Origin of the sequence: Mesorhizobium sp. YL-MeA3-2017 (genome assembly GCF_030814575.1) — a bacterium.
Taxonomy (GTDB): domain Bacteria; phylum Pseudomonadota; class Alphaproteobacteria; order Rhizobiales; family Rhizobiaceae; genus Mesorhizobium; species Mesorhizobium terrae.
Genome location: NZ_JAUSVH010000001.1, coordinates 3,794,001 through 3,819,630, shown reverse-complemented (window position 1 = coordinate 3,819,630; position 25,630 = coordinate 3,794,001). Strand labels below are relative to the sequence as shown.

At 61.2% G+C, this 25,630-nt stretch carries 22 protein-coding genes and 1 pseudogene; 16 read left to right on the top strand and 7 right to left on the bottom strand.

From position 1 onward, the window contains the following. The first annotated feature begins 99 nt into the window (after window positions 1–99). The 9 genes from QFZ88_RS18260 to QFZ88_RS18225 all read left to right on the top strand — a co-directional run bounded on the left by QFZ88_RS18260 (window position 100) and on the right by QFZ88_RS18225 (window position 6,447). On the top strand, window positions 100–1,149 hold the full coding sequence (locus QFZ88_RS18260) for a methyltransferase (RefSeq protein WP_167523844.1): 1,050 nt from the start codon (window positions 100–102) through the stop codon (window positions 1,147–1,149). A gap of 366 nt (window positions 1,150–1,515) precedes the next feature. Further along, window positions 1,516–2,241: a GntR family transcriptional regulator gene (locus tag QFZ88_RS18255; RefSeq protein ID WP_083237692.1), complete on the top strand. Its 726-nt coding sequence runs from the start codon at window positions 1,516–1,518 to the stop codon at window positions 2,239–2,241. 85 nt (window positions 2,242–2,326) lie between these two features. Next, window positions 2,327–2,863, top strand: coding sequence for a flavin reductase family protein (locus QFZ88_RS18250; protein ID WP_065997570.1), 537 nt, complete (start codon window positions 2,327–2,329; stop codon window positions 2,861–2,863). A 31-nt stretch (window positions 2,864–2,894) separates the two neighbouring features. Then, entirely contained in the window at window positions 2,895–3,362 is a 468-nt protein-coding gene (locus tag QFZ88_RS18245) for a 4-hydroxyphenylacetate 3-hydroxylase N-terminal domain-containing protein (protein ID WP_065997572.1), read from the top strand. Window positions 3,363–3,686: 324 nt separating this feature from the next. Further along, a complete protein-coding gene (locus QFZ88_RS18240) occupies window positions 3,687–4,265 on the top strand; it encodes a transglutaminase-like cysteine peptidase (protein WP_137901763.1) in 579 nt (192 codons plus the stop codon). A 620-nt stretch (window positions 4,266–4,885) separates the two neighbouring features. Further along, a complete protein-coding gene (locus tag QFZ88_RS18235; protein ID WP_137901762.1) occupies window positions 4,886–5,332 on the top strand; it encodes a hypothetical protein in 447 nt (148 codons plus the stop codon). 80 nt (window positions 5,333–5,412) lie between these two features. Beyond that, the gene (locus QFZ88_RS18230; protein WP_083237693.1) at window positions 5,413–5,757 is read left to right on the top strand and encodes a hypothetical protein; all 345 of its coding nucleotides are present in this window, start codon (window positions 5,413–5,415) and stop codon (window positions 5,755–5,757) included. 38 nt (window positions 5,758–5,795) lie between these two features. Beyond that, window positions 5,796–6,125 carry a metalloregulator ArsR/SmtB family transcription factor gene (locus QFZ88_RS29560; protein WP_353844571.1) on the top strand — a complete coding sequence of 110 codons (330 nt, stop codon included), beginning with the start codon at window positions 5,796–5,798 and terminating at the stop codon, window positions 6,123–6,125. Then, window positions 6,118–6,447, top strand: a complete 330-nt coding sequence (locus tag QFZ88_RS18225; RefSeq protein WP_137901761.1) for a hypothetical protein — start codon at window positions 6,118–6,120, stop codon at window positions 6,445–6,447. The genes QFZ88_RS29560 and QFZ88_RS18225 overlap by 8 nt, the downstream gene beginning before the upstream one ends. A 226-nt stretch (window positions 6,448–6,673) precedes the next feature. On the opposite strand, the gene QFZ88_RS18220 is transcribed toward QFZ88_RS18225, so the two are convergent. From QFZ88_RS18220 to QFZ88_RS18200, 5 genes are all read right to left on the bottom strand, one after another. After that, window positions 6,674–8,311, bottom strand: a complete 1,638-nt coding sequence (locus tag QFZ88_RS18220) for an ABC transporter substrate-binding protein (protein ID WP_065997755.1) — start codon at window positions 8,309–8,311, stop codon at window positions 6,674–6,676. 179 nt (window positions 8,312–8,490) lie between these two features. Then, the gene (locus tag QFZ88_RS18215) at window positions 8,491–9,438 is read right to left on the bottom strand and encodes an alpha/beta hydrolase (RefSeq protein ID WP_065997577.1); all 948 of its coding nucleotides are present in this window, start codon (window positions 9,436–9,438) and stop codon (window positions 8,491–8,493) included. Between the two features lie 52 nt (window positions 9,439–9,490). Beyond that, on the bottom strand, window positions 9,491–10,171 hold the full coding sequence (locus QFZ88_RS18210; protein WP_065997760.1) for an isochorismatase family protein: 681 nt from the start codon (window positions 10,169–10,171) through the stop codon (window positions 9,491–9,493). Further along, a complete protein-coding gene (locus QFZ88_RS18205; protein ID WP_065997578.1) occupies window positions 10,171–11,475 on the bottom strand; it encodes a M24 family metallopeptidase in 1,305 nt (434 codons plus the stop codon). The genes QFZ88_RS18210 and QFZ88_RS18205 overlap by 1 nt, the downstream gene beginning before the upstream one ends. 88 nt (window positions 11,476–11,563) lie before the next feature. Next, entirely contained in the window at window positions 11,564–12,460 is an 897-nt protein-coding gene (locus QFZ88_RS18200; protein ID WP_245317492.1) for a GlxA family transcriptional regulator, read from the bottom strand. 913 nt (window positions 12,461–13,373) lie between these two features. On the opposite strand from QFZ88_RS18200, the gene QFZ88_RS18195 reads away from it, so the two are divergent. From QFZ88_RS18195 to QFZ88_RS18175, 5 genes and pseudogenes are all read left to right on the top strand, one after another. Beyond that, a complete protein-coding gene (locus QFZ88_RS18195; RefSeq protein ID WP_065997579.1) occupies window positions 13,374–14,999 on the top strand; it encodes an autotransporter outer membrane beta-barrel domain-containing protein in 1,626 nt (541 codons plus the stop codon). A 454-nt stretch (window positions 15,000–15,453) separates the two neighbouring features. Then, the gene (locus QFZ88_RS18190; RefSeq protein WP_083237697.1) at window positions 15,454–16,158 is read left to right on the top strand and encodes a LuxR family transcriptional regulator; all 705 of its coding nucleotides are present in this window, start codon (window positions 15,454–15,456) and stop codon (window positions 16,156–16,158) included. Window positions 16,159–16,271: 113 nt separating this feature from the next. Then, window positions 16,272–16,631, top strand: a pseudogene (locus QFZ88_RS29555) (hypothetical protein); the annotation flags it as partial. A 30-nt stretch (window positions 16,632–16,661) separates the two neighbouring features. Then, window positions 16,662–18,407 (top strand): hypothetical protein, encoded by a 1,746-nt coding sequence (locus QFZ88_RS18180; RefSeq protein WP_245317482.1) that lies wholly within the window; start codon window positions 16,662–16,664, stop codon window positions 18,405–18,407. A gap of 266 nt (window positions 18,408–18,673) precedes the next feature. Further along, complete coding sequence (locus QFZ88_RS18175) at window positions 18,674–22,861, top strand: autotransporter domain-containing protein (protein WP_179654217.1); 4,188 nt, start codon at window positions 18,674–18,676, stop codon at window positions 22,859–22,861. 294 nt (window positions 22,862–23,155) lie between these two features. On the opposite strand, the gene QFZ88_RS29550 is transcribed toward QFZ88_RS18175, so the two are convergent. Together QFZ88_RS29550 and QFZ88_RS18170 are read right to left on the bottom strand one after the other, a co-directional pair. Next, complete coding sequence (locus tag QFZ88_RS29550; RefSeq protein ID WP_373426408.1) at window positions 23,156–23,260, bottom strand: hypothetical protein; 105 nt, start codon at window positions 23,258–23,260, stop codon at window positions 23,156–23,158. Window positions 23,261–23,298: 38 nt separating this feature from the next. Beyond that, window positions 23,299–23,616, bottom strand: a complete 318-nt coding sequence (locus QFZ88_RS18170) for a hypothetical protein (protein ID WP_171021029.1) — start codon at window positions 23,614–23,616, stop codon at window positions 23,299–23,301. A gap of 297 nt (window positions 23,617–23,913) precedes the next feature. On the opposite strand from QFZ88_RS18170, the gene QFZ88_RS18165 reads away from it, so the two are divergent. Together QFZ88_RS18165 and QFZ88_RS18160 are read left to right on the top strand one after the other, a co-directional pair. Then, a complete protein-coding gene (locus QFZ88_RS18165; RefSeq protein ID WP_065997586.1) occupies window positions 23,914–24,702 on the top strand; it encodes a hypothetical protein in 789 nt (262 codons plus the stop codon). A gap of 164 nt (window positions 24,703–24,866) precedes the next feature. Then, the gene (locus QFZ88_RS18160) at window positions 24,867–25,610 is read left to right on the top strand and encodes a tyrosine-protein phosphatase (RefSeq protein ID WP_065997587.1); all 744 of its coding nucleotides are present in this window, start codon (window positions 24,867–24,869) and stop codon (window positions 25,608–25,610) included. The last annotated feature ends 20 nt before the right edge of the window (window positions 25,611–25,630 follow it).

The following is a 25,630-nucleotide window of genomic DNA, read 5'->3' as shown; positions in this document are numbered from 1 at the left end:
GCCCGAGCACGGCAGCGCTCGTCCCCTCTGCGGACTGTTAATCGTGGTCGCCGCTGGCTATTCTCGCCCGAAAGCCTCGCACCGCAAGCGGAGGAAGACATGTCGCGTGGAAAGGTACCACGACAAGACGGCAATACCTCCGCGACCATGACGCTGCTTTATATGGCGGCCGGAGGTTGGATCGGCCAAGCGGTGCATGTCGCGGCCAAGCTTGGTATTGCGGACGTCCTGGAAGGCGGGCCGAAAACCCCATCCGAGATCGCGACGGTCACGGGGGCCCATCCCGAGGCTCTTCATAGGCTGTTGCGGATGCTGGCAGGCCTGGGCGTCTTCGCGGAGGATACAGAGGGCCGTTTCGGCCTCACGCCGCTCGCCGATGGATTGCGCTCAACGGCACCCGTCTCCCTGCGCGCCTTCGCGGTCATGCTCGGCGACGAGATGCTCTGGCGCCCATGGGGAGAGCTTCTCCACGCGGTGCAAACCGGTGAAGCGGCCTTCCCTTATGTTTTTGGCGCAGGACTCTACGACTACTTAAGCACGCACCCTGAAGCCGCCGCGATCTTCGATGCCGCAATCACCGATCGTGCCCGGCAGGAGAACAAGGTAGTCGTCGATGCCTACGATTGGTGGCCGGACACGATCGTCGATGTCGGCGGCGGGCAGGGTTCGCTGCTCACCGCGATCCTGGCTCACGCCCCGAATGCCCGTGGCGTGCTCTTCGAGACGCCTCACGTCGCCGAAAGCGCGAAGACGATGATCGAGCGCGCCGGCCTAGCGACGAGGTGTTCTGTTGTCGGCGGCGACTTCTTCCGGAGCGTGCCTGCGCGGGGCGATCTTTACCTAATGCGGCGCGTCATGCACGGCTGGGGCGATCAAGACGCAATCGCCATCCTGCGAAACTGCAGGAAAGCCATCGGGCAAAATGGCCGGCTTCTGATCATCGAGCATATTCTTGCCCCGGGAAATGCGCCGTCGTGGGGCAAGATGCTGGACGTGCAGCAACTCGTGCTGACCAACGGGGGACGCGAGCGGTCCGAAGAGGAATATGCCAGCCTGCTTACCGCGGCGGGGTTCAAGCTGAGACGCGTGATCCTAACGTCCTCAACGGCAAGCCTCATCGAGGCGTTCCCTGTCGCAGAATCCAGTTGATCCCGTCGCTGCCATTAGTGTCCAAGCTCCACCTCGTGCAGTTGATGAAGTCCTCGTTGGGCCGAACGGCGGTGGCAGCGAGGTGGAACTCGTCGCGCGGCTGTTGGGGCCTCGTCGTCGGAACAGATCCAGCTTGAGGTGCGCAAACAGCGGTTCTACTTTCTTGCGCTACCACTGAGACGGTCGCTCTTTGTTGGATTTAGCGATGTCGCGTAACACCTCGCGTGGCAAGCGAGGAACCTTCCGGGGTCGACTTGTTGAACACGGTCACATGCGGCGCGACGCAATGCTCTCAGCCTGGTCCGCAGTCGAAGCATCCAACTTGCAACTTGAAACGCTGATCAACAACATGTATACATCTTGCCTATGAGTGATCGGCGTCAATCAGAACGCTCTTCCGCCGGGCAACGCGGTGATGCTGCGCAGGACGTGGTCTACCGTTGGCTAAAGCAGCATGTGCTCACCTTGCCCAGCCGCGAGGGCACGTTCCTTACCGAGGCGGAGGTCTGCCGCGAAACGGGAACGTCGCGGACCCCGGTGCGCGAAGCACTCTTGCGGCTTGAGGCCGACGGCCTCGTGCAGATCGTGCCAAAGAAGGGCGCCTACGTGCCGCCGATTGCTGAGGCCGAGATTGAAGCGGTCATGCAGGCTCGCGGCCTGGTGGAAGAGTGGTGCGCGCGGCAGGCGGCAGGCTTTGGCGAGCTGCTGGCCGGAGAGCTCGACAGGCTGATCGCCCAGCAACTCGAAGTGCAGCATGACCCGGTTGCCTTTTTCGGATGCGATCGAGATTTTCATCGCACCATCGTGCGCGCGGCAGGCAATCCGGTACTTGCCAACTTCTACGAGAGCTTGCGGGACCGACAGTTGCGAATGGGCGTGCATGCCATCTCGATGTCTGGCGGACGCGCCGAAAGCGTGCTCGCCGAGCATGCCGCGATCGTCGAGGGCATACGCAGCGGGCAGCCCGAACAAGCCGCCGCCGCCGTTGCCGAACATCTGGCGCAGACCCTCGTCGCCTTGCGGCTGCCGATGGCGGTGGGCTGGGGCGCCGCGTTCGACAGCCGTACGCAGGCCCGCGGCCACAGGCCATAGAAACGAGGCGGCAAGTGCGCGGCGTGGAACGGACTTTGGTGAGTTGATTCGGTGACTTAACAGATCGGTGCGGAAGGTGCCGGACATGATCATCGAACAGGAAGCGGCTTTCGACGGGCGTGCCTTCAGGCAGGCACTGGGGCAGTTTCCGACCGGCGTCTGCGTCGTCACCTGTCTGGCAGACGGCGAGCAACTCGGCATGACGATGAGTTCGTTCAACTCGCTGTCTCTGGATCCGCCCCTCGTCCTGTTCAGCATCGATCGCCGTTCGGCAAGCCTATCGCTATGGGAGATAGCGGCCAGCTACGCGATCAATGTTATTGCCGAAAACCAGAAGGACATCTCCAACCGTTTCGCGCGACCGCTTTCCAACAAATGGGAGGGCGTGCGGTTCGAGCACGGCCGCTCGGGCGCCCCGGTGCTGCCCGGCGCGGCGGCATTGTTTGACTGCGAGCCATGGGCCAGGCACGCCGCTGGCGACCATGTCCTGTTCATTGCCAGGGTGACGCATTTCCGTCGCTTCGCCGACCGGCAGCCGTTGGTTTTCAGCAAGGGGCGCTACGCATCGCTGCAGCCAACCGAGTTCACGGCGCCGCTTTGGCCACTGGACATTCACTACTGATTATTGAGCACCACCTATCGCGGAGGGTAAGATGATCAAGACCGGGGCACAGCATATCGAGATGCTGAGAGACGGCAGGCAGGTCTACATCAACGGCCAACCGGCCGGCGACGTCAGCGTGCACCCCGCCTTTCGGCGCACGATCCAGTCGATCGGCGCGCTCTATGATTTCCAGGCACGATCTGACAACCGGGACCTGATGACATTCGAGATACCCGAAAAGGCCATTTATCGAACCCGCTTCGAAGCGACGCAACAAGCCAATCGCTCAAACGCCTCCGCCATCAGAAGGGCCACTGGCGCGGATGGCCGCAACACACGAGATCCGAGACCAAGCGGACCGCCCCGTCCTATCGTAGCGAGGTACAAGAAGGGGGCGTCACGCCTCTGGCACGGCTTCTCGGCAATGACCGAAGAGACCACGCCGATCACGATGTCGCCGCACGTGCCATGCGTCTTGAGAGCGCCGCCTGATTATTCGAACAGAGCGGACAGGTAATTAGATTTACAATTTGATATTTCAAATTTTATGCTTATTGACCACGAATTTTACTAAGATAATACTTGGCCATTTTCCCTCAAATAAACGCGCTTCTGGCACAGTCCTCCGTGCGGTGAAGGCGCGGCAACAAAGTGACGCTGGGCAGCATCGCTCGCATTAACTCTTGATGTGGCGGTACCGGTGATGTTGCGCTCGCTTGCTATTCTGGCCGCCTCGTTTCTCGTCGGCTTTGTATCGCTGACATATGCCGGTTCTCTCGAACGAACGGCAGCCACCGAGGCGCGGTACCCCTCGCTCAGGCCATCGGCGACCCTCCTGAGGATGGCGCCAACGAACAGACCAGTCGTTGACGCCAGCTTTGCCCCTGTCGGAGGGGCTACCAGCATTCCCTATGGCTGGGTCGATTTCTGCGGCCGCCGGCCGGAAGAATGCAAGGTGCCAGCCCTGCCGGCCGTGGCCCTCAAGCTGACCGCGCAGAACCTGCGCACCCTTGAGCGGATAAACCGCAAGGCCAACAACTACATCGTGCCCATCAGCAATTTCGAGCATTGGGGCACGATGATGGACCATTGGGATTATCCGGTGGACGGCAAGGGCGACTGCAAGATCTATGCGCTCTACAAGCGCAAGCTTCTCATGGAAGCAGGTTTCCCCCGGCAGGCGCTGCTGATGACGATCGTGCGCGACCTGAACAACGAGGGCCACACGATCCTGACGGTCAAGACCGACAAGGGCGACCTCATCCTCGACAATCTGGTCAATGCGATCAGGCCCTGGAACGCGACCGGTTACTATTTTCTGAAACGCCAGTCGCAGCAGGACCCGAACACTTGGCTGTCGATCAGCCGACGCGGAGGTGTACCAACAACCTCCGTGGACATCGCCGGGCTGATAAACTGAGCCCCTTCGTCTGCCTCACGAAGTTTGAACGATCCTCTTCATTCTCAATTGGGTCCATTAGTCGGCTAGATTTTATGGTTGGCGCACGTCGTGGCACGGAGCCAACGCCGCGAGCGTTGCCAGGCACGTGCAAAGGCCTTGAACGTTTGGCGGCGGCATTAGCCTACTGTAACGTCTATTCCCCTCTTTGGCCGGCGGTAACAGCCTCATCCGTCATTTTTGTGCTTTCAGGACCAAGGCTGCCGCGGCTAACGCCGCCAATCCCGCGGCGCAGACACCCGGAATTACGCCACGAAATAGCGCCGAGCTCTGCTCGGTCACCAACTCGGTTTGCCAAGAGGCCGATTTTGCTTCGTTCATCTGGCGCGAGAAATTCCCACGAACGCCCGAATTGACTACGCCTCAAACCATGAGGCTACAATTTTAAGGAAGCACGTCACGGGATAGAAATCCAAAATATTGGCTCGCGCCGTCATCAAATCTCAGCGCGAAGTTCCATGAGCACCTCGCCCGCTTGATTAAGCCACTACCATTGTGCCCGATTCCCCAAAACGGTTCACGGGCGAATCCTCTACAAACGTGGCATCTTCCGCTCCACGAAGCGCTCCCAGCAGCCAGGGGTGCTGATTGAATTTTGCACGATCGGCTCGTCGCATAAAATCCAGTTTGATGAGCGACCAGGAACTGAATTTGGCGCCAGCATAGCCCCTTCACTCGTCAATATGTGCCAGCGCACGCCAAAAGGACGTCGCGGCGTTGCGCAATATGGACGATCTCGACGCCGGGCTGCCAGTGATGCGCGCGGCGGACTTAACAAGGTCGGGGAACTCGGACTCCAAAAATCGCCCCTGAACGATGTCATTGACCAATTGACACCGGGAGGCTGCCCCACGCTGACGGATGTCGAAGACCCCTTCCTGGGCCTCCTCGACCAGCTCGTCGAGACGCTCAAGATCTCCATCGCAGCGCTTGAGAATCTCTTCCTGGACGCGTTGCGTGTAGCCGGAGATCTCGTTGTACGCATCAAACTCTGGCTGCGGACGGCGACCCCACCACGTGGTATCTAGCGTGCCAGCAAACTAACATCTGGACATTCTATTAGCCTAGGTGCTAATTGTTGATGTCCATTTTTGAAGGAGGCTGTGGTATGACCGAGCATGAGCATCGCGCTAGGCTGCGGGAAAATCCCGATGCGCCTGTAATCAACATAGTCACTTACGTTCCGCGCAAAGGCAAAGAAGCTGAGCTTCTGGAGTTGGTGAAGCGACATGAAAGCGCTCTCCGTAAGTCGGGCTTAGTTACTTCGGAACCATTCAAGGTGTGGAAGGCGTATGACATACGCAAGGAGCGAGAGCAGTACATCGAGTATTTCGTCTGGATTAACGGCGGTGCTAGCGATGTCGCTCATCAAACCCCGGAAGTTATGTCTGTGTGGGAACCGATGGGGCCAGTTCTAGAGGATATGACGATTTGTGAGGTTGAGCTGCTTTGACATTTGATGCAGCGGCAAGGCTAGCGGCTCTCGATGTCGTGGTCACGGCACTTGCGCATCCTGCACGTCGGCAAATTCTGATGACCATACATTTTCGCGATCAAGCAACGGCTGGCGAGATTGCCGGCCGCTTCGCACACACCTGGCCCACCACTACAAGACACCTTCGCGTGCTAGAGGACGCTGGCCTGATTCAGCATAACCGCAGCGGCAGAACGCGAGTGTATTCTGTTAATAGGGAACGACTTGCAATGGTTAGCGAGTGGCTCTCGTGGTTTAACCTCCCCAAAGTGGCCTCTACCTATACGTCTGAATCCCAAGATGAGGCTGAATTGAAATATGAACTGACGAAATCTGGAAATGCTTGACGCCATTGAATCCGGCGTGGACGATCTGAACAACGAGGCCCTGAAAGAGCGCATAGCGGCCCTCAAGGCAATTCGCGATCAGGCGAAGGCCGACGCCGAGCGCGCCCAGGCCGCGCTTGATAGTATCGGTAATCAGGCTGTCAGCCTCGATATGGTCGAAACCTTCGCCCGTGCGGCGCGCCAGCCGTATGCGGTTGGAAAACGGCGGCTACCGCCGCGATCACCTACACGCACTGGCTCAGCGTGCCGAAGTTGCCGACGACGAGGTGCGTATCATGGGATCGAAGTCGGAACTGCTGCGAACTCTTGTTGCCGCTTCTAGCGTACAATCGGCGGTTTTCGGCGTTTATACTTCTACAGTGAAATGGCGCACCACGAGAGATTCGAATAGTGCGACTATTCACACCGGAGATGTCCGGTTTTGGGAAACAATTTGGACCGTACAAATGACCGAAATGAGAACGCAACACTGCCAGTGCATTGTGCGCGTTCCGAGATTTGAAACGCATTAGGCCCTGTTGGGTTCGCACTTCGCCCCCGCCAAGCCCTCACCCCTCCACCCATACCTTCTCGAAGTGTTGTTCCAACGCCTGGTGCTGCTCGCAATTGTGCACGCCGTTGCGGAAGCTGCGATAGACAGAGCGCCAGTAGGGCTGGATGATGATGCCGGCATCGCGCAAGTTTTGTTCGATCTTGCCCATGATCCCCTGCCGCTCCTTGGCGTCCGGCATGGCCAGTGCCTTGTCGAGCAGTTCGTCGAACGCCTTGTTTGAATAGGCGCTTTCGTTCCAGGCGGCCCCGGTCTTGTAAGCGAGCGCCAGCACCTGAACGCCAAGCGGCCGTCCGAGCCATTCCGTGCAGGAGAACGGATATTTGCTCCAGTCGTTCCAGAAGGTGGCGGCCGGCAGTACAGTGCGTTTCACCTTCAACCCCGCCTCGCGCATCTGGGCTGCAATCGCGTCGCCGGTCGATTTCTGCCACTCGACATCGACCGAGATCAGGTCGAACTCATGGTCGGTCTTGCTGGCCTCCTTGAGCAGCGTCTGGGATTCGGCCACCTTGCGCTCGGCCGGACCGACATCGGCATACTCAGGATGGATCGGCGCGACATGGTGGTTCTCGCCCGGTTTGCCGCGGTCGTCGAGCGCGATCTTCAGAACAGCGCCATTGTCGACGGCAAGCTGCGCCGCGCGCCTTACCTTGACGTCGTCATAGGGTGCGTTGTTGACGTTGAAACGCGCCACGATGGTCGAGCCGGTGGCGATTTCCGACTGGCCGAGCCTGATCGCCTCGGTCTGAGAGAGAATGTCAGCAGAGGTCTCGTGGTTGGTGTCAATCTCGCCGGATTCGAAGGCCGACAGCATCGCGTTCGGGTCCGAGCCGTAGTCCACCCATTTGATGCCGTCGAGATAGACCTCGCCCTTCCACCATTTATCCTTGCGCTTGACCTCGGCGCCGGTTTCAGCGTCCCAGTTCATCAGTTCGAACGGACCCGTTGTGATGGCCAACGCCTTTTTCGGATCACCATCCCCCTGATAGGAGCGATGCATGATCAACGCCGGATAATCGGCCATGCTGGCGATCAGCGAAATGTCCGGTTTCGGCAAGTTGAGGCGAATGGTGTGGTCGTCCACCCGCTCTATTCCGCCAGCAACCGCTTTCTTGGAATTGGCATCAACCAGCGCGCCCATGCGCGTGGCTAGCGAATTGCCGGCGACATCGGCCTCGCACCAGCGGTTCAGATTGTGAATGACGTCGTCAGCATTGAAAGCATCGCCGTTCGACCATGAGATGCCCTTGCGCACCTTCAGCGTCAGCGTCTTGGCATCGTTGCTCATCTCCCAGGCTTCCAATAGCCAGGGCTCGAAGCTGAAGTCGCGGTTCCAGCGTACGAGATATTCGTTACAATGGCGCGCAACGTTCGACATTTCGACACCGTCGAAGGTACGCGGGTCCTTGAACCCCTTGACGTTCATGGCAACTCTGAGCACGCCGCCCTTTTTTGGTTCTTCGGCGCGGGCAGGTGTCGGTGCGATACCGCCTATTGCAAAGGCGCCGGCCGCACTCACGCCAAGTGCAGCCATAGTGGCGAGATATTCGCGCCGATTCATCAGGCCTGTCTTGAAGTCACGCGCTGTCGGTTTTGCGAGTGGGTGCAGCGGCCTTTCGGTCAACATTAGCTTGATCATGGCTTTCCCCTGCCTGACCCCGGCTTGTTGATGGCTTTGGTGGCTGCCGGGCGTTCTTGGTAGGAGCGAAGCATAAGTCCGGAGCCCGATCGGGAATGTTCCGATTTCCGTAAATCTTGTGCGCTGTTCCGTAGTTCATCAGATCGCACTCTCAGCCACGCGCAACCGCGAGGAGATCAGTACGGCCAGCGGCCCTCCCCCAGTGCCACAAGAGCCGCAACGATATCAGCCATCGCCTCGCCTGCGCGCAAAGTGCTTTTGCGAGCGCGCAAGAAGCTGTGCGTGAGGCGCCTTTCGTTGAGCCAGGCCGCTGTGCCGCCAGCGGCAAGAATGCGGTTCCGATAAATTTCGCCATCCAACGACAGCGGATCGCATTCGGCGGCAACGATCACTGTTGTCGGCAATCCTGTGAAGTCACTGTCCCACAGCGGTTCCAGTGTCGCGTCATCCCCTCGTGGCGTATGCGCTGTGCGCACCTGCTTGTAAAAGGCGAGGTCGGCGGTCGACAACAACGGCGCCTCGGCATGTTCGATATAGGACCCAGCCGAAGGGTCGCCGCCAAGGCTCGGATAGATCAAGACCTGGCCAACGGCCGGTCTCGCTCTGCCGCGTGTGGCGTGTGCCACCGCGGCGGCCAGATTGCCGCCCGCGCTCTCGCCGCACAGCACGATCGGAAGTTCGGTCTCCGCCACAAGCCAGTCGAAAGCAGCCACAGCATCTTCGAAAGCTGCGGGATGCAAATATTCCGGTGCCAGGCGATAATCTATGGAGATCACCGCAAAGCCGGTCTCGCCACAGAGGTCGGCGCAGATGTCATCATGACTATCCAGTCCGCCAAACACAAAACCACCGCCATGAAAATAGAGGATGGCCGCCCGCGGCGAGCGGCCATCCAGCCGATAACGGCGAAACGGGATTGCGCGATCCGCCAACGTGATCGCACCGTCCTCGGTCTCGACGCCGGCAGGGCGGCCGGTATGAAAGGCGGCCGCCATTTCGTCATAGAGGGCACGTTCCTGTTCCACGGGCATGCCAGCGTTCGCGGAGAAATGCCGTGCATTCACCGCGTCGATGTAGGCCCAGTACTCCGGATCGAGCAGCTGCGCGTATTTCCCGCGATCCATCGTCCCTCGAGATCCAGTCGGAATTTCCGGCGGTTCCGCTCCCGTCGGCATTTCAAAGCGATTGGTAGAGTTCCGCAGCATTTTCGTAGGTAAAGCGCATCGGCACCGAACCCTCGATCTGCCATGTGGCCACCACTTCGCCAGCCATCAGCCGGCAGGCAGTACCGGTATCGGTCACCGCGCCGCCATAAAGGCGGTTGGCAAGATTCAGGATCGCTGTTTGGTGCATGGCAGCGCTTCCGCTGCCGCAGGCATCCTTGACGAGAAGTACGCGAAAACCGGCGGTCACCGCGTCGCGCACCGTGGCGTCGACGCAGGCCTCGGTCCAGACCCCGGCAACGATCAGCCACTCGATGCCGCGCGCCCTGAGAAGTTCGACAGCCTCCGGTGCGCGGAAAGCGCTGGCGTGCGCCTTGACCAGCAATGTTTCGCCTTCGATTGGTGCCACTTCGGCGCAGATCGCCGTCAGCGGATCGTCCTTGCTGGAAAATGCCGATTTGCCGTTGCCATCGAGCGGATGGAATGGGCGCTCCTGCGTATCGAGATCAACGACATAGGCCCAATGAAAGAGCGGCACGCCGTTCGCCCGTGCCGCCGCCTGCAGCCGCTGCACATTGGCGAGCAAGTCGGAAAACCCCTCGACCAGATAGCGGCTGTCCTTGCGGTGTTCTTCCTGCAGGTCGATGAAAATGGCGGCCGCCGCACCACGGGGGATAGAAACAGGCGCCTTCATCATGCATGCCCTTCTAGGAATTCATCCTCATAGGGAAAGCGCGAAAGCAATTCCGTCCCCGTTTCGGTGATCAAAACCTCGTCCTCCAGCTTAACGCCCTCGCGCCCGCCCTTCTCGCCGATATAGCTTTCCACGGAAACCACCATGCCAGGCTGCATGATGCCGTCGCGACCATAGGTTTCGTAGTCCATGGAATGGGCAATGAAAGGCGTTTCGCCGTGCATGCCCACCCCGTGCATGACGGAAGTGTAGCGTTGGTCGACAAAACGGTCGGGAATTTTCCATGCCTTTTCCGCGATCTCACGGAACGCCATGCCTGGCTTCACAATCGAAATGTTGTGCTGCACCTGGTCGTAGGCCATGCCGTAAAGCATCTTCTGATAGTCGCTCGGCTTGCCTGGACCGCAGCGGAAGGTGCGGGAGAAATCCGAATAATAGCCATAACAGCCGATCGTATCGGTATCGAGCGCCACCAGTTCGCCAGGCCGCACCTTGCGACCGCTCGCTTCGTTGAACCATGGATTGGTGCGCTGGCCAGAAGTCAAAAGCCGCGTCTCGATGAACTCGCCGCCTTGCCGGATCACCTCGTGATACATGATGGCGAAGAGTTCGTTCTCGGCGACGCCTGGCTTGATTGCTTCTCGCACCGCCGCCACCGCGGACTCTGCGCCAGCCATCGAAGCGACGAGACATTTCACTTCCTGCGGCGTCTTTATCGCGCGCACGGCCAGTATCTCGCCCTGGCAATCCTTCACGTCGCAGCCGCGTTTTTGCAGCGCCAGCGCTTGCAGGTGGCTGCAGCGGTCCAGCCCAAGCTTCATCGAGCCGCCGCCATGGGTCTTCAAGAGATCAGCGATTTCGTCGGCGAAAGGCCCGGCCGTCTCGTCGTCTCGGCCGGAGACCGAAGACCACACCAGTTTCGAAGGCCTGGCCTCGTCGACTGTGTCGAGCACCATGGAGACATGGTAGCTCTGTGGATACTCGAACAGCACGATCGGCCCTTCGGTGGGGATGAAGAAGTAGCGTGTCGAATTGCGCAGGAAATAGCCGAACATGTTGCGTGAGCCGGTGGCGTAGCGCTGGTTGTAGGGATCGAACAAAACTACGGCGCCATAGCCTGTCTCGCGCATCCAACTGCGCAGCCGCTCAAGCCGTTCTTTTCTCAGCGCAACTGCGTCAATGAAGGAAGGCTCAGTGTCGGAAAGCCACATGCCGCCGGCAGGATCTGCTGTCGCCGGGTGGCGCATACGATCCCTGAAATCGACGTCTTCGGTGCTGTCGGGGTTAAAAACCACAATGCTCATGTCCGCCTCCTGAGGCTTTGGACAATGGGGCAAACCGTCCGTTTCAATTGTGCAGAATACCGCAGGGATCGCTCAACAATCCGCCACACTAACTTCGTCGTGCCGCCTTCGGCGTACGGCCATATTGTTCACGAAATGCCCGCGCGAAGCTCGACATGGAAGCGAAGCCGCAAGCCAACGAAACGTCGCGCACGGCAAGTGTCGAATGCGCCAGCAGATCGGCGGCACGCTTCAGGCGCAGCCGGCGATAGTAGCTGTTGGGTGGAATGGAAAGTTCAGCACGAAAGCTGCGCTCCAGTCGATCCGGTGAGACGCCGAGGCGCGCCGCCAGATCGGACATGGCGAGCCGTTCCTCCACTGCATCCTCCATGATGGCGATGGCCGACAGCACCAGCTCGTTCTGCACGCCTGTGCGTAGCCGGAGCGGCATCAGCTTGCGGTCGACGCTGGAGCGCAGTGGGCTGTGCACGAACCATTCCGCCACGCCGGCCGCCAGTTCCGAACCGTAGTCCTCCGTGATGATCTCCAGCATCATGTCGAGCCCGCCGACGCCGCCGGCGGAGGTGAAGCGTCGCCGGTCGATAACATAGAGGTCGCGCCGCAGCTCAATCTCCGGAAACGCTTCGGTGAAGGCGGCCTGGCTGGTCCAGTGCAGGGTGCAGGCGTACCCGTCGAGCAGGCCTGCGCGGGCCAGGAAGAAAGCAGCGTCAGCCACCGCGCCGAGATGCGTGCCACCGCGCAAGCTCTTGCGGATCCAGGCGACGGCATCGTCGGCGACCAGGTGGTCGGCATTACCGCCAGAACACACGACGATGCGGTCGGCGTTCGGATTGGCGGCGGCGGCGAAGCCCGGCTGGATGACGACGCCGTTGGAGGCTGCGACCGGGCCGCCATCCGGCCCGACGATGAGCCAGCGGTAACACTCTTTCTTCGCCAATGCGTTGGCGGCGCGCAGCGGCTCGATGATCGAGGAAAACGCCATCATTGGAAACTGCGGAAAAATCAGGACGGCGAAAGTGATGGGCGCGTTTCTTGGCGCGCCAAGGCGGCTTTCGGGTTTCGATGCCACGGCGCGCCCGCTCCCGGAGCCTATGGTGAATCTATGGTCGCTCACGATATCCCAGCCATTCATTCCCAGAAGCCGGCTTTGCGCTGTGCGGCACCAGGAATGCGACGTCTCCATTCACTCCAAACCCATCCCCTCGGTCACCGCCCGAACATTTTCGAATGTCGGTTAAGGCGATCTCGAGCAAGAATAGTCCAACGCCTTCGTTGCTAGCCATTGAGGCCAGAACACGCGCGCAGGCGATCCCCCCGCCTTGTGTTGTGCGGATTGTCCTAGTCTTCCGGCGCGAAATAGAAGCGAAGAGGCTTTTTTGTCATTTCTCCTCTTTTCCGAGGAGAGACAATTCGACCTCAAGACCGCATGTTTTTCCACAATTCTTGGGAGAGTCGGTCGGGGGCGAATGGCGATCTGTTATTTTTGCAACGGCTCTGGACGGTGCGCCGGTTGCGGCGGGACCGGAGTGCAGGCCGATGGTCGCACCTGTGCGCTCTGCGGCGGCGACGGACGCTGCCAGCACTGCACCGGCGGCGTGATGCGTGCTGGGGTGGGCGACCAATTGCATTGGGGGTATCAGCGGACTTCGGAGCAGCACCGGAGATCAGCGCGTAGAGCGGGGCGGAGCGAACGGAAGCGGTCGGCTTCCGTCGCCCGCGTGCTTGCGGCAACGCTGGGCACTGCCCTGCCGGGATTGGTCGCGGGTGGCGCGGCCCATGCGCAGAGTTTGCCAACTTACACGCCGATTAACCAACGAGTTTGCTCCGTCTTCGATCCTCAGTGTCCAGGTGGTGCCGGTGGCAATAGTGCCCAGAGCACCTCGAGCGAGGAAAAGGTCGTGTTCAACACGCCCACCACGCGGACGACCAACACGACAATTTACGCGACCGAGATCATTGGCAGGCTCAATGGCGGTACGCCGCTCTACGATCACACCTTCTCGGTGCCGTACAGCGATGCTGCCGCACAGGGCGGGGTGGTGGCTGCGCGCGCGGCGATCACCACGGCGGGCGGGCCGGGAGTCATCATCGGTGCGCCAGTTCTCACTGCATCGAGCACGACCACCGCAACCAGTTCGACAACGCTCTACAGTCTTGCCGGTACGTCGACATCGACTGCAGCCGTGGTCACCGTCGGTCCCAGCCAGTCGCCCATCCAGATCGGTACGCGCAGCACCTGCACGGGCATTTCGGGTCTGCCGGGCACGACGGCCCCGAGCTGCACCGCCGTCGCGCCAGTTGCACAATACACGGCGTCCCTGCCGGGTTTTAACATCAACTTTCGCCAATCGGGCAACCTGGCACCAAATGGGGCGCTGATCCTAAACGGCAACAACCAGATCGTCTTTCAGGATCCGACTGCGGTAAAGCTGACTGTCTCGGGCGGTGTAATTCTGACCAACTTCGACATTGTGACCACCTACACGATCGACCAAGCCACGACGACGACCAGCACCACGACGCAGTTCGAGCAATACACATTGTTTGGCGTCGTGCGCGCGATCGGCACGGCGCATCCGGCGATGCAGGTGGTGGCGCTCGACGCCAGCGACATCTTCCTGTCGCGGCTGCTCGGACCGGGCAAGGCCGCCATCGGCGCGCCGGTGATGGTGGACGGCAAGCCTTCGCGGTGGTCCGTCTTTCTGGAAGGGACAGGCTATTGGGGCCGGATCGGCGCGACGGCCTCGCTGCCCGGATCGACCTACAGCTTCGGCGGCGTGCGCGGCGGCTTGGGCTATACCGTCACACCGGACCTCTCAGTCGGCTTCGCCGCTGAAGGCGGCCGCACGACCTGGTCGATGAGTGACGCCACTTCGCGCGACAGCGCCTCTGGCGATGGATTCCGCGCCGGCGCGTTCGCGCTTTACTCACCCGGCGCCTGGCGCTTCTCGGCCGCCGCCTTCGCCGGCCGCCAGCATTTCGATACGAACAGCTCATGGGTTGGCATTTCCGACGCGACGACCGCGAGCTTCGATGCCACGACCTATGGCGCCGGCGTCACCGCCGGCTATGCCTTCAACCTCGGCGGGGTGACGCTCACGCCGCGCGCCGGTCTGTCCTGGCTTGGCTGGAATTCGCCATCTTACGCCGAGAGCGGCGGCTTGCTGCCGCTGTCGGTGGAATCGGCGACGCGCAATCAGGTCCGGCCAAGTCTCGGCCTCACGGCCGAGCACAGCTTCGCCATCGACAACGGCCAGGCGCTGAGCCTCGGCGCGAGCGTCAAGGGGTTCGCCGTGCTGGGCGACCACGACGGATCGGTCCGGGCGACGGCCGCCGGCTTCTCCTCGCCGGGCTCCTTCGGGATCGAGGCGCCAGGCCTTGGCCGCTATGGCGTCGAGCTGGGCGGCTACGGCGCGCTGGCGCTCAGCGCCACGACCGCGCTCACCGCGTCCTATAGCGGCCGCATCATGGGGCACGGCGGCATTACCCACGGCGGACAGATCGGCCTCAAGGTCGCCTTCTGACATGCGCGGACCGGTGCGCCAGTCGGCCTGCAACTCGATGTTGAGCGTGTTGGCGATCTGGCGCGGATGCGGCAAAGGTCATCGACGACGGCAAAACCAGGCAATTCGTTTACGTCATACCACTCCCTTAAGCATCGGTCGCGGGCGGCTGCGGATTGGCGCTTTCGGATTTGACGCCCAGTCGCCGCGTCATGCCTTCACGGCATCGCGCCTGAAGCTGCAAGAGCCGAGTTCAGGATGGCATGACCAATGAAGTCGTTGAGCGTTTCTTGCATCATCTTCCCCTGCCGCCGAAGTGTGGCGACCCGCGATTGGCGACGAACCGAGCTGGTTTGCCCCTTCCGGTTGAACTGCCGGTCCGGCATGATGCGGTAGGATGAGAGAACGGTATGCCCGCCAGCACATCTTCGAATTCTGACTAATTGCGCAATTCATATGAACGTACGGGGGGGTGATGATTGGAGAATTCTCTGCCGTGCTTGAGGAGTGCACGACGATCGAGGCTGTCAGGACCCTGTTCAAGGAGCGTATTGCATCCTTCGGCTACACGGCCAGCGCCTGCGGCGCGTTTCTGCCGACCGACAAGGGACCGGAAACGCATTTCTTCTTTCAGGACTGGCCGCCGGATTGGATAGAACTCTATGCTCGGCGCAATTTCGTCGCCGCCGACTATGTCGTCGCCGAGGCCAGACGGCGCATCGCGCCCTTCACCTGGCTTGAAGCGAAGGCCGAGCGCATCTTGTCGCGCGCCGAACAGGACATTTGGGATACCGCCGCCGAATGGGGTTGGACGGATGGGTTCTCGGTGCCGATCCATGGGCCCGGCGGCTACTTCGGACTTGTCGCAATGGCGGGCAAGGAACGGCCGGTGCCATCCGCGCTGCGCCGCGAATTGCACCAGCTTTCATTTCTGACACATGAACGCTGCCGCACTTTGACCGGCGTTGCGCCGGTTGCCGACCCGCAGGCGACCCTCACACATCGCGAGCTTGAATGCGCGCGCTGGGTGGCGGCCGGCAAGACCGATGCGGCCATCGCCACGTTGCTCGGCGTATCGCAAACCACGGTACGAAGTCACATCGATCAGGCTCGCCGCAAGCTCGGGGCCAGAACACGCGCGCAGGCGATCGCCCGCCTTGTGTTTAGCGGGTTGTCCTAGTCTTTTAGAGACTTTTTTGTCATCTCTCCTCTTTTCCGAGGAGAGACAATTCGACCTCAAGACCGCATGTTTTTCCCCAATTCTTGGGAGAATCGGTCGGGGGCGAATAGCGCATGGAGAAGAACAAGTTTGTTTTCAGATGCCGAGCAATGGCGGGCATCTCAACCTTGGCATTGGTGGCATCGGGTGTGCTGGTGCCAGCACAGGCGCAAACAGCGACGACGCCCCTCAATTTGGGCACGCTCGGCGGCAGTTTTTCCGGCGCATTTGCGCTCAGTTCCGATGGCTCGGTGGTTGTCGGCGACTCCTCTCCATCGTCGTCTCCATCATCGACCCACGCCTTTCGCTGGACACAGGCCGGCGGCATGATCGACCTTGGCACATTCGGAGGCGTGGAATCATACGCGCGCGGGGTGAGCGCCGACGGATCAGTCGTCGTCGGGGACTCAAGCAACAGCGCGGGCGTTTTCCATGCATTCCGCTGGACACAGGCAGCGGGACTGGTGGACATCGGATCGTTGGGCGGCAATCAGCTCTACACCTATGGCACGAGTTCCGATGGTTCGGTCATTGTCGGTCGCGCCAACCCCACCGGCAGCAGTTTCTATCGCGCATTTCGATGGACTCAGGTCGATGGCATGACCAATCTTGGTACGCTTGGGGGAAATTCTTCTGTCGCATACGCCGTCAGTTCGAACGGCCTCGTCATCGTCGGAAACTCGGCCACGACTGGAAATACTGCCCAGCACGCATTCCGCTGGACCCAAGGCAGCGGAATGACAGACATAGGCACGCTCGGCGGCACAATTGCCACAGCATACGGAACGAATGCCGACGGCTTGGTGGCGGTAGGCAATTCAACGACGACCGGAGACGCGACCTTCCATGCCTTCCGCTGGGCGCAGGGCAGTGGCATGGCCGATCTTGGCACGCTTGGAGGAAATACTTCTGTCGCCTATGGCGTGAGCGCCAACGGTTCCATCGTCGTTGGCTATTCCGCTCTAGCTGGCAGTGGCGTGCATGCCTTTCGCTGGACGCAAGCGACCGGCATGGCCGACCTCAATACGCTCCTTGCAAATGCGGGGGTCAACATGACCGGTATCACGCTGGCGAATGCGCAAGCGATATCCGGCGACGGACAATTCATTGTCGGCAACGGGACGTTCAGCCCCTCGTTAAATTCGCACGCCTATGTAGTGCGTTATGTCGAGCAGACGACCCCGCCGGTGACGCCGCCTGTAACCCCACCGGTCAATCCACCTGTAACTCCGCCAGTCAATCCGCCTGTCACGCCTCCAGTCAGTCCGCCCGTCACGCCGCCTGTGGTGATCTCGCCGATCGCGGGCATAACCACCCGCGCCGCCGTGCAGGGCTCGATCGACGATCTCGCCCTCTCCCGCGCCCGTCTCGCCATCCACCAGCATGGCCTGGTTGCGCCTCTGCTCGGTGCCAACCTGCCGATCGGCGCGCCCTCGGAGATCGGCCTCTATGCCGCCGCCGGTTCGGCCGCTGGCGGCGCCTTCAGCCGCATCGCCTTCGGCAACGGCCTGACCCTGCTCGGTGGCATCGCCTATCAGAAAGAGAACTATCGCAACGCCAGCCTAAAGAGCGCTGTCACTGTGGCCGCTGCGGTGCGCTACGTCGCCCCGCCGATTTCCGGTTGGGTCAGCCCCTATGTCGAGGCCGGCGGCTGGATCGCTCCCGACGCCAGTCTGCGCTTTAGCCGCAGCTACGCTAACGGCGCGGGGATCGCCACCGGCGAAGGCGGCGGCAGTGGCGCGCTCGGCTATGTCTATGGCCGGCTCGGCGCCGTGGTTTTCGCCACGCCGGCCGATGAGGTCGCGATCTCCGGCGAACTCGGCCGGCAATGGCTGAAGGTGAACGCGTACGGGGAACCGCTCTCCAGCGGCAATCCGTTCGAAGCGACAGTGTTCAAGGGCACTGACAGCGCCGATGTCGTCAAGCTACGCGGTCAGGTGACGCATGCCTTCACCGCCGACGTCGACGCCACCTTATGGCTGGCCGGCGCCCATGGTTTCGGCGCCAAGTCCAGCTTGAAGGCTGGGGTGCCCGGTATCGGTGTGCTCGCCGGCGGGGCTGTCAACGCCAATTGGCTCGAATATGGCGCACGGCTTGGCTACCGCTTCACCAAGCAGGCCTCCGTCGACGTGTTCGCCAACGGCATCTCAGGCGACAAGGCCATCGGCAACAGCGTGCATGTCGGCCTCGACCTGCGCTACCGCTTCTGAAGCGAGAGGACCGCCTCATGGATCTCTCGTTTCTGCACGACAATGCAGCACGAACCAGAACCAGTCTCTCTTGTAATCTATCGGTAGTGTCGACCGTCAAGAGCGATATCAAAACTGGTTCGATCACTCGCGGGAGTACGCTGTCTGACTGGAATGAGACGTGCGCGCCTATTTTATCGCATGGTCGGTCACAGGCCCTCAAAACGGAGGCGCGACCTCAGACTACCGCACTGACAGCTTTTGGGACTGCTGTTGCGATCATCTCATTGATAGCATTCCCGAGCGCCAGCCACGCCGACGATGTCAACATAACGACAAACACCAACAACGGTATCAATCTCGATGGATACGTTGGTACGACGGTTGGAGTTTCGCCGGGCGTTGCCGTCACCAACACCACGGCCACCTTAACCTGCAGTTCATTTGCTTCGCTTTGCGCCACCACTCACGCCTGGACCTTGACCAATCAAGGCACGATCGGACCCGGCAATTCCGGAGATGGAGTCAAATTCAAGGCTGGTGGTAGCGTCATCAACATGGGCGCCATCGACGGCGGCAACCTCGGCAATGGCATCTGGGTCGAGGGAGCGCCGGGCACCGTGGACAACCGGGCTGGCGCGACGATCCACGGTACAAACGGCGGTGTCGTGTTCAAGATCGGCGGCCCTGCCGGCACGGTAACCAATGCTGGGACGATCACGGCCGAGAGCCTTGGCGCGGCCGTGAGCTTGGGCGGCGGTGGTATCTTCACCAATCTTGCCGGAGGTGTTGTCCAAAGCCACGGCGGTTCCAACGCCGTCTCGATCATCCTCGGGACCAGCCGTACGGTGATCAACAGCGGCCTGATCAAAAGCAACGACAGCGGCTTTGCCACCGGCGTCGCGATTCAGAACGGCGTGCTCACCAACAATGCCGGCGGACAGATCCTCGGTGCCTATAATGGCGTCTGGGCCAACGGCTCGAGCGCCACCTCGATCACCAATGCCGGCCTGATTGAAGCTTCGAAAGCTCAGGGCGGCGGTTCGGCGATCGAGGTCGATGGCGGCGGAACCGTCGTCAACTCAGGCACCATCAGGTCCCTGACGAGCAATGGCGCCACGACGGATGCTGGCATAAGCTTCACCGGCGCGGGAACGATCACCAACAGCGGCACGATCGCGAGTGCCACCGGCGGCCTCGCGATCCGGTTCAAGGGCAGCGCCACGCACAACTTGACCTTGGACACGGGCTCGATCCTCGGGGGCAATGTCCAGGGCGGCACCGGTACGGACAGTCTCACCTTGCAAGGCACCAGCACTGAATCGGTCGCCAAGTTCCTCAGCTTCGAGAACCTGTCCATGCAAGGCTCCGACTGGACATTGACAGGAAACGGTACCTTCGCGACTGCGACGACCGTGCAAGCCGGCATCTTGCGCGTCAACGGCCAGCTGACCAGTCCGTCGGTTGCGGTCGCCTCGGGCGGGACGCTTACGGGCGCGGGTACCATCGTCGGTGCGGTGACGGTCGCTGACGGTGGAACGCTGTCGGGGCGCAATGGGCAGACGCTGACCATGAGTTCGCTTGCGCTGGACCGTGGCTCAATCGTGGCTGCGGCGCTGGGCGCGCCGGGGACGACAGGGTTGTTTAACATCACCGGCAACTTGACGCTCGCCGGCACACTCAACGTTACCAATGCGGGCGGCTATAGCTCCGGCGTCTATCGCCTGTTCGACTATGGCGGCACGCTGACCGACTACGGCCTTGCGGTCGGCTTCATTCCTGGCGGTACGAGGGGCATGGTGCAGACGGCCGTCGCCAACCAGGTCAATCTGGTGGTCAACCCAGGTGCGGTTCAGTTTTGGAACGGTACAACCACCGCGCCGACCGGCGCGATCGTCGGTGGCCCAGGCACATGGACGGCAGGGCCCCTGACTAACTGGACCGACGCCAACGGCTCTTACTCGGATCGCTGGGGCGGGCAGTTCGCTGTGTTTCAGGGAGCGCGTGGGGGCACGAACGGCCCGGTGCAAGTCGATGCCGGCGCTGGTGCTGTATCCGCGACGGGCATGCAGTTCATCGGTACGGGCTGGAGCGTGAGGGGCGACCCGATCACGTTGGCGGGCACGGGTGGTGCGACCGTGATCCGGGTGGGCGACGGATCGCCAGCGAGCGCAAGCGACGTGGCCAATATCGGCTCCGTGCTTACGGGCAGCAGCCGTTTGGTCAAGGACGATCTCGGCACGCTGATCCTGCAGGGCGCCAACGCCTATACCGGCGGCACCGTCATCAACGCCGGCACGCTGCAACTCGGCAGTGGCACCAGCGGCTCGATCGCTGGCAATGTCGCGAACAACGGCACGCTGGCATTCAACCGCTCGGATGCCGTCACCTTTGGTGGCGCCATCTCCGGAAACGGCTCCGTGCAGCAGAATGGTTCCGGCACCACCACGCTGACCGCCACCAACACCTATGCCGGCGGCACCGCCATCAACGCCGGCACGCTGCAACTCGGCAGTGGTGGCACCAGCGGCTCGATCGCTGGCAATGTCGCGAACAACGGCACGCTGGCATTCAACCGCTCGGATGCCGTCACCTTTGGTGGCGCCATCTCCGGAAGCGGCTCCGTGCAGGAGAATGGTTCCGGCACCACCACGCTGACTGCCACCAACACCTATGCCGGCGGCACCGTCATCAACGCCGGCACGCTGCAACTCGGCAGTGGTGGCACCAGCGGCTCGATCGCTGGCAATGTCGCGAACAACGGCACGCTGGCATTTAACCGCTCGGATGCCGTCACCTTTGGTGGCACCATCTCCGGAAACGGCTCCGTGCAGCAGAATGGTTCCGGCACCGCCATACTGACGGCCACCAACACCTATATCGGCGACACCGTCATCAACGCCGGCAGTTTGATCGTGAACGGCTCGATCGCGAATTCGAGCATGACGATCGTAAACGCTGGAGCGACGCTTGGCGGCGCCGGTACGGTCGGCGAAACAATGGTGAACGGCGGCGGCACGATCGCGCCAGGAAATTCGATCGGTACGCTCAACATCAGCGGCAACATCGCGTTCGCGAGGGGCTCGATCTATCAGGTCGAAGCCAACGCAGCGAGCCAGGCCGACAAGGTGGTCGCCACGGGAACGGCGACGATCAATGGCGGCACCGTCCAGGTGCTCGCGGGAGCCGGCAACTATGCGCCGGCTACGACATATACCATCCTGACCGCCAATGGCGGCCGGTCCGGTTCGTTCAGCAGCGTGACCTCGAACTTCGCCTTCCTCAATCCGTCGCTCACCTATGATCCTAACAACGTCTATCTGACGCTGACGCGCAACAGCATTGACTTCGCTGCAATCGGAGGCACGCGCAACCAGCGCGCGGCAGGCGGCGGGGTCGAGACGCTCGGCTGGGGCCATCCAATCTATAACGCGGTGCTGCAGCTTGACGCGTCGCCCGCGCGCGCTGCCTTCGATGCGGTGTCGGGTGAGATCCATGCTTCGGCCAAGACGGCGCTGATCGAGGATAGCCGCTTCGTGCGCAATGCCGCTATCGACCGGATACGCACCGCCTTCGACGCAGTAGGCGCAGTATCGACGCCGGTGATGGCCTATGCCGACGACAAATCCGTCCCGGCGCTCGCAACCGCTGATCGCCTTGCGGTCTGGGGCCAAGGCTTCGGCTCCTGGGGGCAGACTGACAGCGACGGCAACGCCGCCCGGGTATCACGCTCCACCGGGGGCTTCCTGATCGGTGGTGATGCTCTCGTCTTTGACAACTGGCGGCTCGGTCTTCTCGGCGGCTACAGCCGCACCGATTTCGACGTCAACGATCGCCGCTCGTCTGGCGTCAGCGACGATTATCATCTCGGCCTCTATGGCGGCACGCAGTGGGGGGCTCTCGCCTTCCGGACCGGTCTGGCCCATACGTGGCACGACATCTCGATCAATCGTAATGTCGCTTTCCCTGGTTTTGCAGACAGCGTGAGGAGCGACTACAAAGCCGGAACAACGCAGGTCTTCGGTGAACTCGGCTACGGGATCAAGGCCGGCCGGTTTGGCTTCGAGCCCTTCGCCAACCTTGCCTATGTCAACCTCCATACCGATGGCTTCCGGGAGAAGGGCGGCGCAGCGACGCTGTCGAGCGCTGGCACGACGACCGACACCACCTTCTCGACACTGGGTCTGCGGGCCTCGACCGATTTTGAGCTTGGCGGCATGATCGCAACGGCGAAAGGCACGCTCGGCTGGCGTCACGCCTTTGGCGACACCACGCCACTTGCGGCATTCGAATTCGCCGGTGGCAATGCCTTCACCATCGCCGGCGCGCCAATCGCCAGGGATGCAGCCGTGGTTGAGGCCGGGCTCGATCTTGCCATCGGCCCGGCCGCGGCTCTTGGCGTCTTCTACAGTGGTCAGTTCGCTTCTCGCGCCTCCGACCAGAGCATTCACGCTAACTTCAGTGTCAAGTTTTGATGGGGTTTTGAGCAGCACTAGATGGTGGGTGGATGCGCTCGACGAGCTACGCTCCGACCAACTGGCCAGCACATCGTGTTGGTGCAGGACGCGTCCGAAGGCCGGAAGCCCGCAGAAACGCACGCCTGAGGCACCGAGGAAGCCGAGTGCGGACCAGAGACGCAGGCTGTTGTCGTAGCTTGAGGAAAACACCCCGACGAGCAGCATGATCTTGATATAGACCAGTGGGTTCAGCCGGGTTGCGACCAGCATCGATACGACGGCCTGTCCGCGGGTTTCGCCACCATTTCGTGCTCATTTCGGCCGGCTCGCACTACCGGCGGACCTCAGTGCCTTGACCGCGCACCATAGGACGAAGGCGATACCTGCCGCCTGCATGACAGTCCGGATCGAAGGCATTATCTGCAAGAAAGCACCGACACCGGAGACACCGGCGATCACGATGAGGATCTCGGAAAGGTATCCGTCGCCGCCACCACGGCAGGATTCTTGTCCAATGCCGAGAGCGGCAATCGAGGAGGTGCAAAGAGAAGCTTTCTGGGTCGCCATAGGGGAACCTCGCCGCGTCGAGCTTCAATCCGTCGCGGGTCCGCGACGGATCTGCTTTCGGAAATCGCGCGGCAGCCTCCCTCAGACTTGACGTTGAAGTTTGCCTTGACGGAACGGTCGGAGACACCGGATTCGAACCGACCACCATAGGTGACGCCGAGCGTGGCGGCGGACGTCAGCGCGAAGTCGAGGCCAGCCTCGATCACGGCTGCATCCCTGGCGATTGGCGCGCCGCCGACGGTGAAGGCACGCTGCCGGTGGAGCCAGCAGAATAGCCGACCCATGTCGACGACCTGGTCTCGATCGAACCGCCAGGAGACTGACTGCGCTTTTTTGGCGGGACACGGCGGTAAGCGCCATCGGCCTACGCGATGGTAACATAGCCAGAAAGGGAAAGCTCATTCCTTCCTAATTGTCGCGCGTTACCGCTTGCTTGATCCGTTCGACCGCCAGCGCAAGCACTCCGGTGCGGAGAATACCGGAGCCGACACCAGAGGAAAGACATGCCCAACAACCACGACACTAAGGAAGCGACACTCCTCAATAAGGTCCCCGAGGTCACGATCTATTTCTGGATCATCAAGATCCTTGCAACGACCGTCGGCGAAACAGCGGCCGACCTTCTGGCTGTTCGACTTGACTGGGGTCTCACGATGACGTCCTGGATCATGAGCGGGGCATTCATCATCGCGCTGATCGCCCAGTTGCGAGCGAAGCGTTATATTCCAGTACCGTATTGGCTCACCGTTGTGCTCATCAGCGTTGTTGGCACTTTGATTTCGGACAACCTCGTCGATGGCATGGGGGTCAGTCTGGTGACGACCACGGTTGCATTTGCTGCTGCTCTCATTGCAGCATTCGCGCTTTGGTATCGCAGCGAGCGAACGCTTTCCATTCACACGATCATCACCCGCCGGCGGGAACTTTATTACTGGGCTGCGATCCTCTTCACCTTCGCGCTCGGCACCTCCGCAGGGGATCTCATGGCCGAGAAGTTCGACCTTGGCTATGGCCTGTCGGCGATCGTGTTCGCTGCGATGATCGCGGTCACTTACGCCACCTATCTGTTTGCCAACATCAGCCCGATTCTGGCGTTCTGGATCGCCTATATCCTGACCCGCCCGGTTGGCGCTTCGATCGGCGATTTCCTTGCCAAACCGGTCATCGCGGGTGGCTTGGGCTGGGGAACGATCAACACGAGTCTTCTCTTTCTCGGCGGCATCTTCGCGCTCGTTGCCTTCCTGACGGTTAGCAAAGTTGACCGCATCGAGAGCGCCCCGAGCGAGGCCTGACCCCTTAATCAGGGCCTGGAGACCGGAGCCGCTCCGATCCTATCTCTCGTCCGAGATGGCATTCGTTGGATCGACAAAGAGGAGAAGTCCATGGCGAGTGGCTGCGGCACCATGGGAGCGGCGAGAGCATGAGGCCGCTCCTTACATGGCCTCTTTGGCGGAAAATGCTCACGGTCTTTCTTGCCACTATCGGGATGATCGCTGCAGGAGCGGGCAGTTGGGCCGGCTATCTCCGCGTCACTGGTAACATTCACGAGGTCGAAGCCGGCAAGGTTTACAGATCCGGCCAATTATCGCCGTCGCAACTTGCTTCCCTTCTAAGGGAAAAGCGTATCCGGACCGTCCTCAATCTTCGCGGCGAGAAGCCAGGCCACTCCTGGTACGACGAAGAAATCCAAGTGACGCGGAAGGCGGGCGCTCGACACATCAGTCTGCCAATGTCTGCCAACGTCGAACCGAACGAGGCTCTACTGACCTCGCTCATCGAAGCGCTCGCCTCGTCCGAACAACCGATACTGATCCACTGCGAGGGGGGAGCTGATCGATCGGGCCTTGCATCCGCGCTCTATGCGTTTCTAAAGGGCGGAAAATCCGCCGACGAGGCCAACGGGCACCTTTCGTTCCGCTATGGGCATTTTCCGTGGCTGACCAGTCGAACCGAAGCAATGGATCGGACATTCTGGCGTGTTGTGAGTGACTGGGGCCGTAGACCAGCCGCGGCTCTGAAAACGCCGTTGAGTTCAGGGCCAAAAAGCAACAACGAGGGCGACGCCCTCTCGTCGTTCGGCGGCATCATCGCGCTCGTTCTCTTCCCGCCAGCCAACAAAGTCAACCGGATCGAGAACGCCTCGCCCCCGGGTCTAATCACGCCAATCGGGGCTGGGAGACCGGCGCCACTCCAGCCCTGAAGCTCATACGAGCATCACAC

Excerpts from the sequence above, each read along its gene's own strand:
- QFZ88_RS18260 (WP_167523844.1), top strand. The coding sequence starts at position 100 with ATGTCGCGTGGAAAGGTACCACGACAAGACGGCAATACCTCCGCGACC.
- QFZ88_RS18255 (WP_083237692.1), top strand. The coding sequence starts at position 1,516 with ATGAGTGATCGGCGTCAATCAGAACGCTCTTCCGCCGGGCAACGCGGT.
- QFZ88_RS18250 (WP_065997570.1), top strand. The coding sequence starts at position 2,327 with ATGATCATCGAACAGGAAGCGGCTTTCGACGGGCGTGCCTTCAGGCAG.
- QFZ88_RS18245 (WP_065997572.1), top strand. The coding sequence starts at position 2,895 with ATGATCAAGACCGGGGCACAGCATATCGAGATGCTGAGAGACGGCAGG.
- QFZ88_RS18240 (WP_137901763.1), top strand. The coding sequence starts at position 3,687 with ATGGCGCCAACGAACAGACCAGTCGTTGACGCCAGCTTTGCCCCTGTC.
- QFZ88_RS18230 (WP_083237693.1), top strand. The coding sequence starts at position 5,413 with ATGACCGAGCATGAGCATCGCGCTAGGCTGCGGGAAAATCCCGATGCG.
- QFZ88_RS18225 (WP_137901761.1), top strand. The coding sequence starts at position 6,118 with ATGCTTGACGCCATTGAATCCGGCGTGGACGATCTGAACAACGAGGCC.
- QFZ88_RS18215 (WP_065997577.1), bottom strand. The coding sequence starts at position 9,438 with ATGGATCGCGGGAAATACGCGCAGCTGCTCGATCCGGAGTACTGGGCC.
- QFZ88_RS18210 (WP_065997760.1), bottom strand. The coding sequence starts at position 10,171 with ATGAAGGCGCCTGTTTCTATCCCCCGTGGTGCGGCGGCCGCCATTTTC.
- QFZ88_RS18205 (WP_065997578.1), bottom strand. The coding sequence starts at position 11,475 with ATGAGCATTGTGGTTTTTAACCCCGACAGCACCGAAGACGTCGATTTC.
- QFZ88_RS18200 (WP_245317492.1), bottom strand. The coding sequence starts at position 12,460 with ATGATGGCGTTTTCCTCGATCATCGAGCCGCTGCGCGCCGCCAACGCA.
- QFZ88_RS18190 (WP_083237697.1), top strand. The coding sequence starts at position 15,454 with ATGATTGGAGAATTCTCTGCCGTGCTTGAGGAGTGCACGACGATCGAG.
- QFZ88_RS29550 (WP_373426408.1), bottom strand. The coding sequence starts at position 23,260 with ATGCCTTCGATCCGGACTGTCATGCAGGCGGCAGGTATCGCCTTCGTC.
- QFZ88_RS18165 (WP_065997586.1), top strand. The coding sequence starts at position 23,914 with ATGCCCAACAACCACGACACTAAGGAAGCGACACTCCTCAATAAGGTC.
- QFZ88_RS18160 (WP_065997587.1), top strand. The coding sequence starts at position 24,867 with ATGCTCACGGTCTTTCTTGCCACTATCGGGATGATCGCTGCAGGAGCG.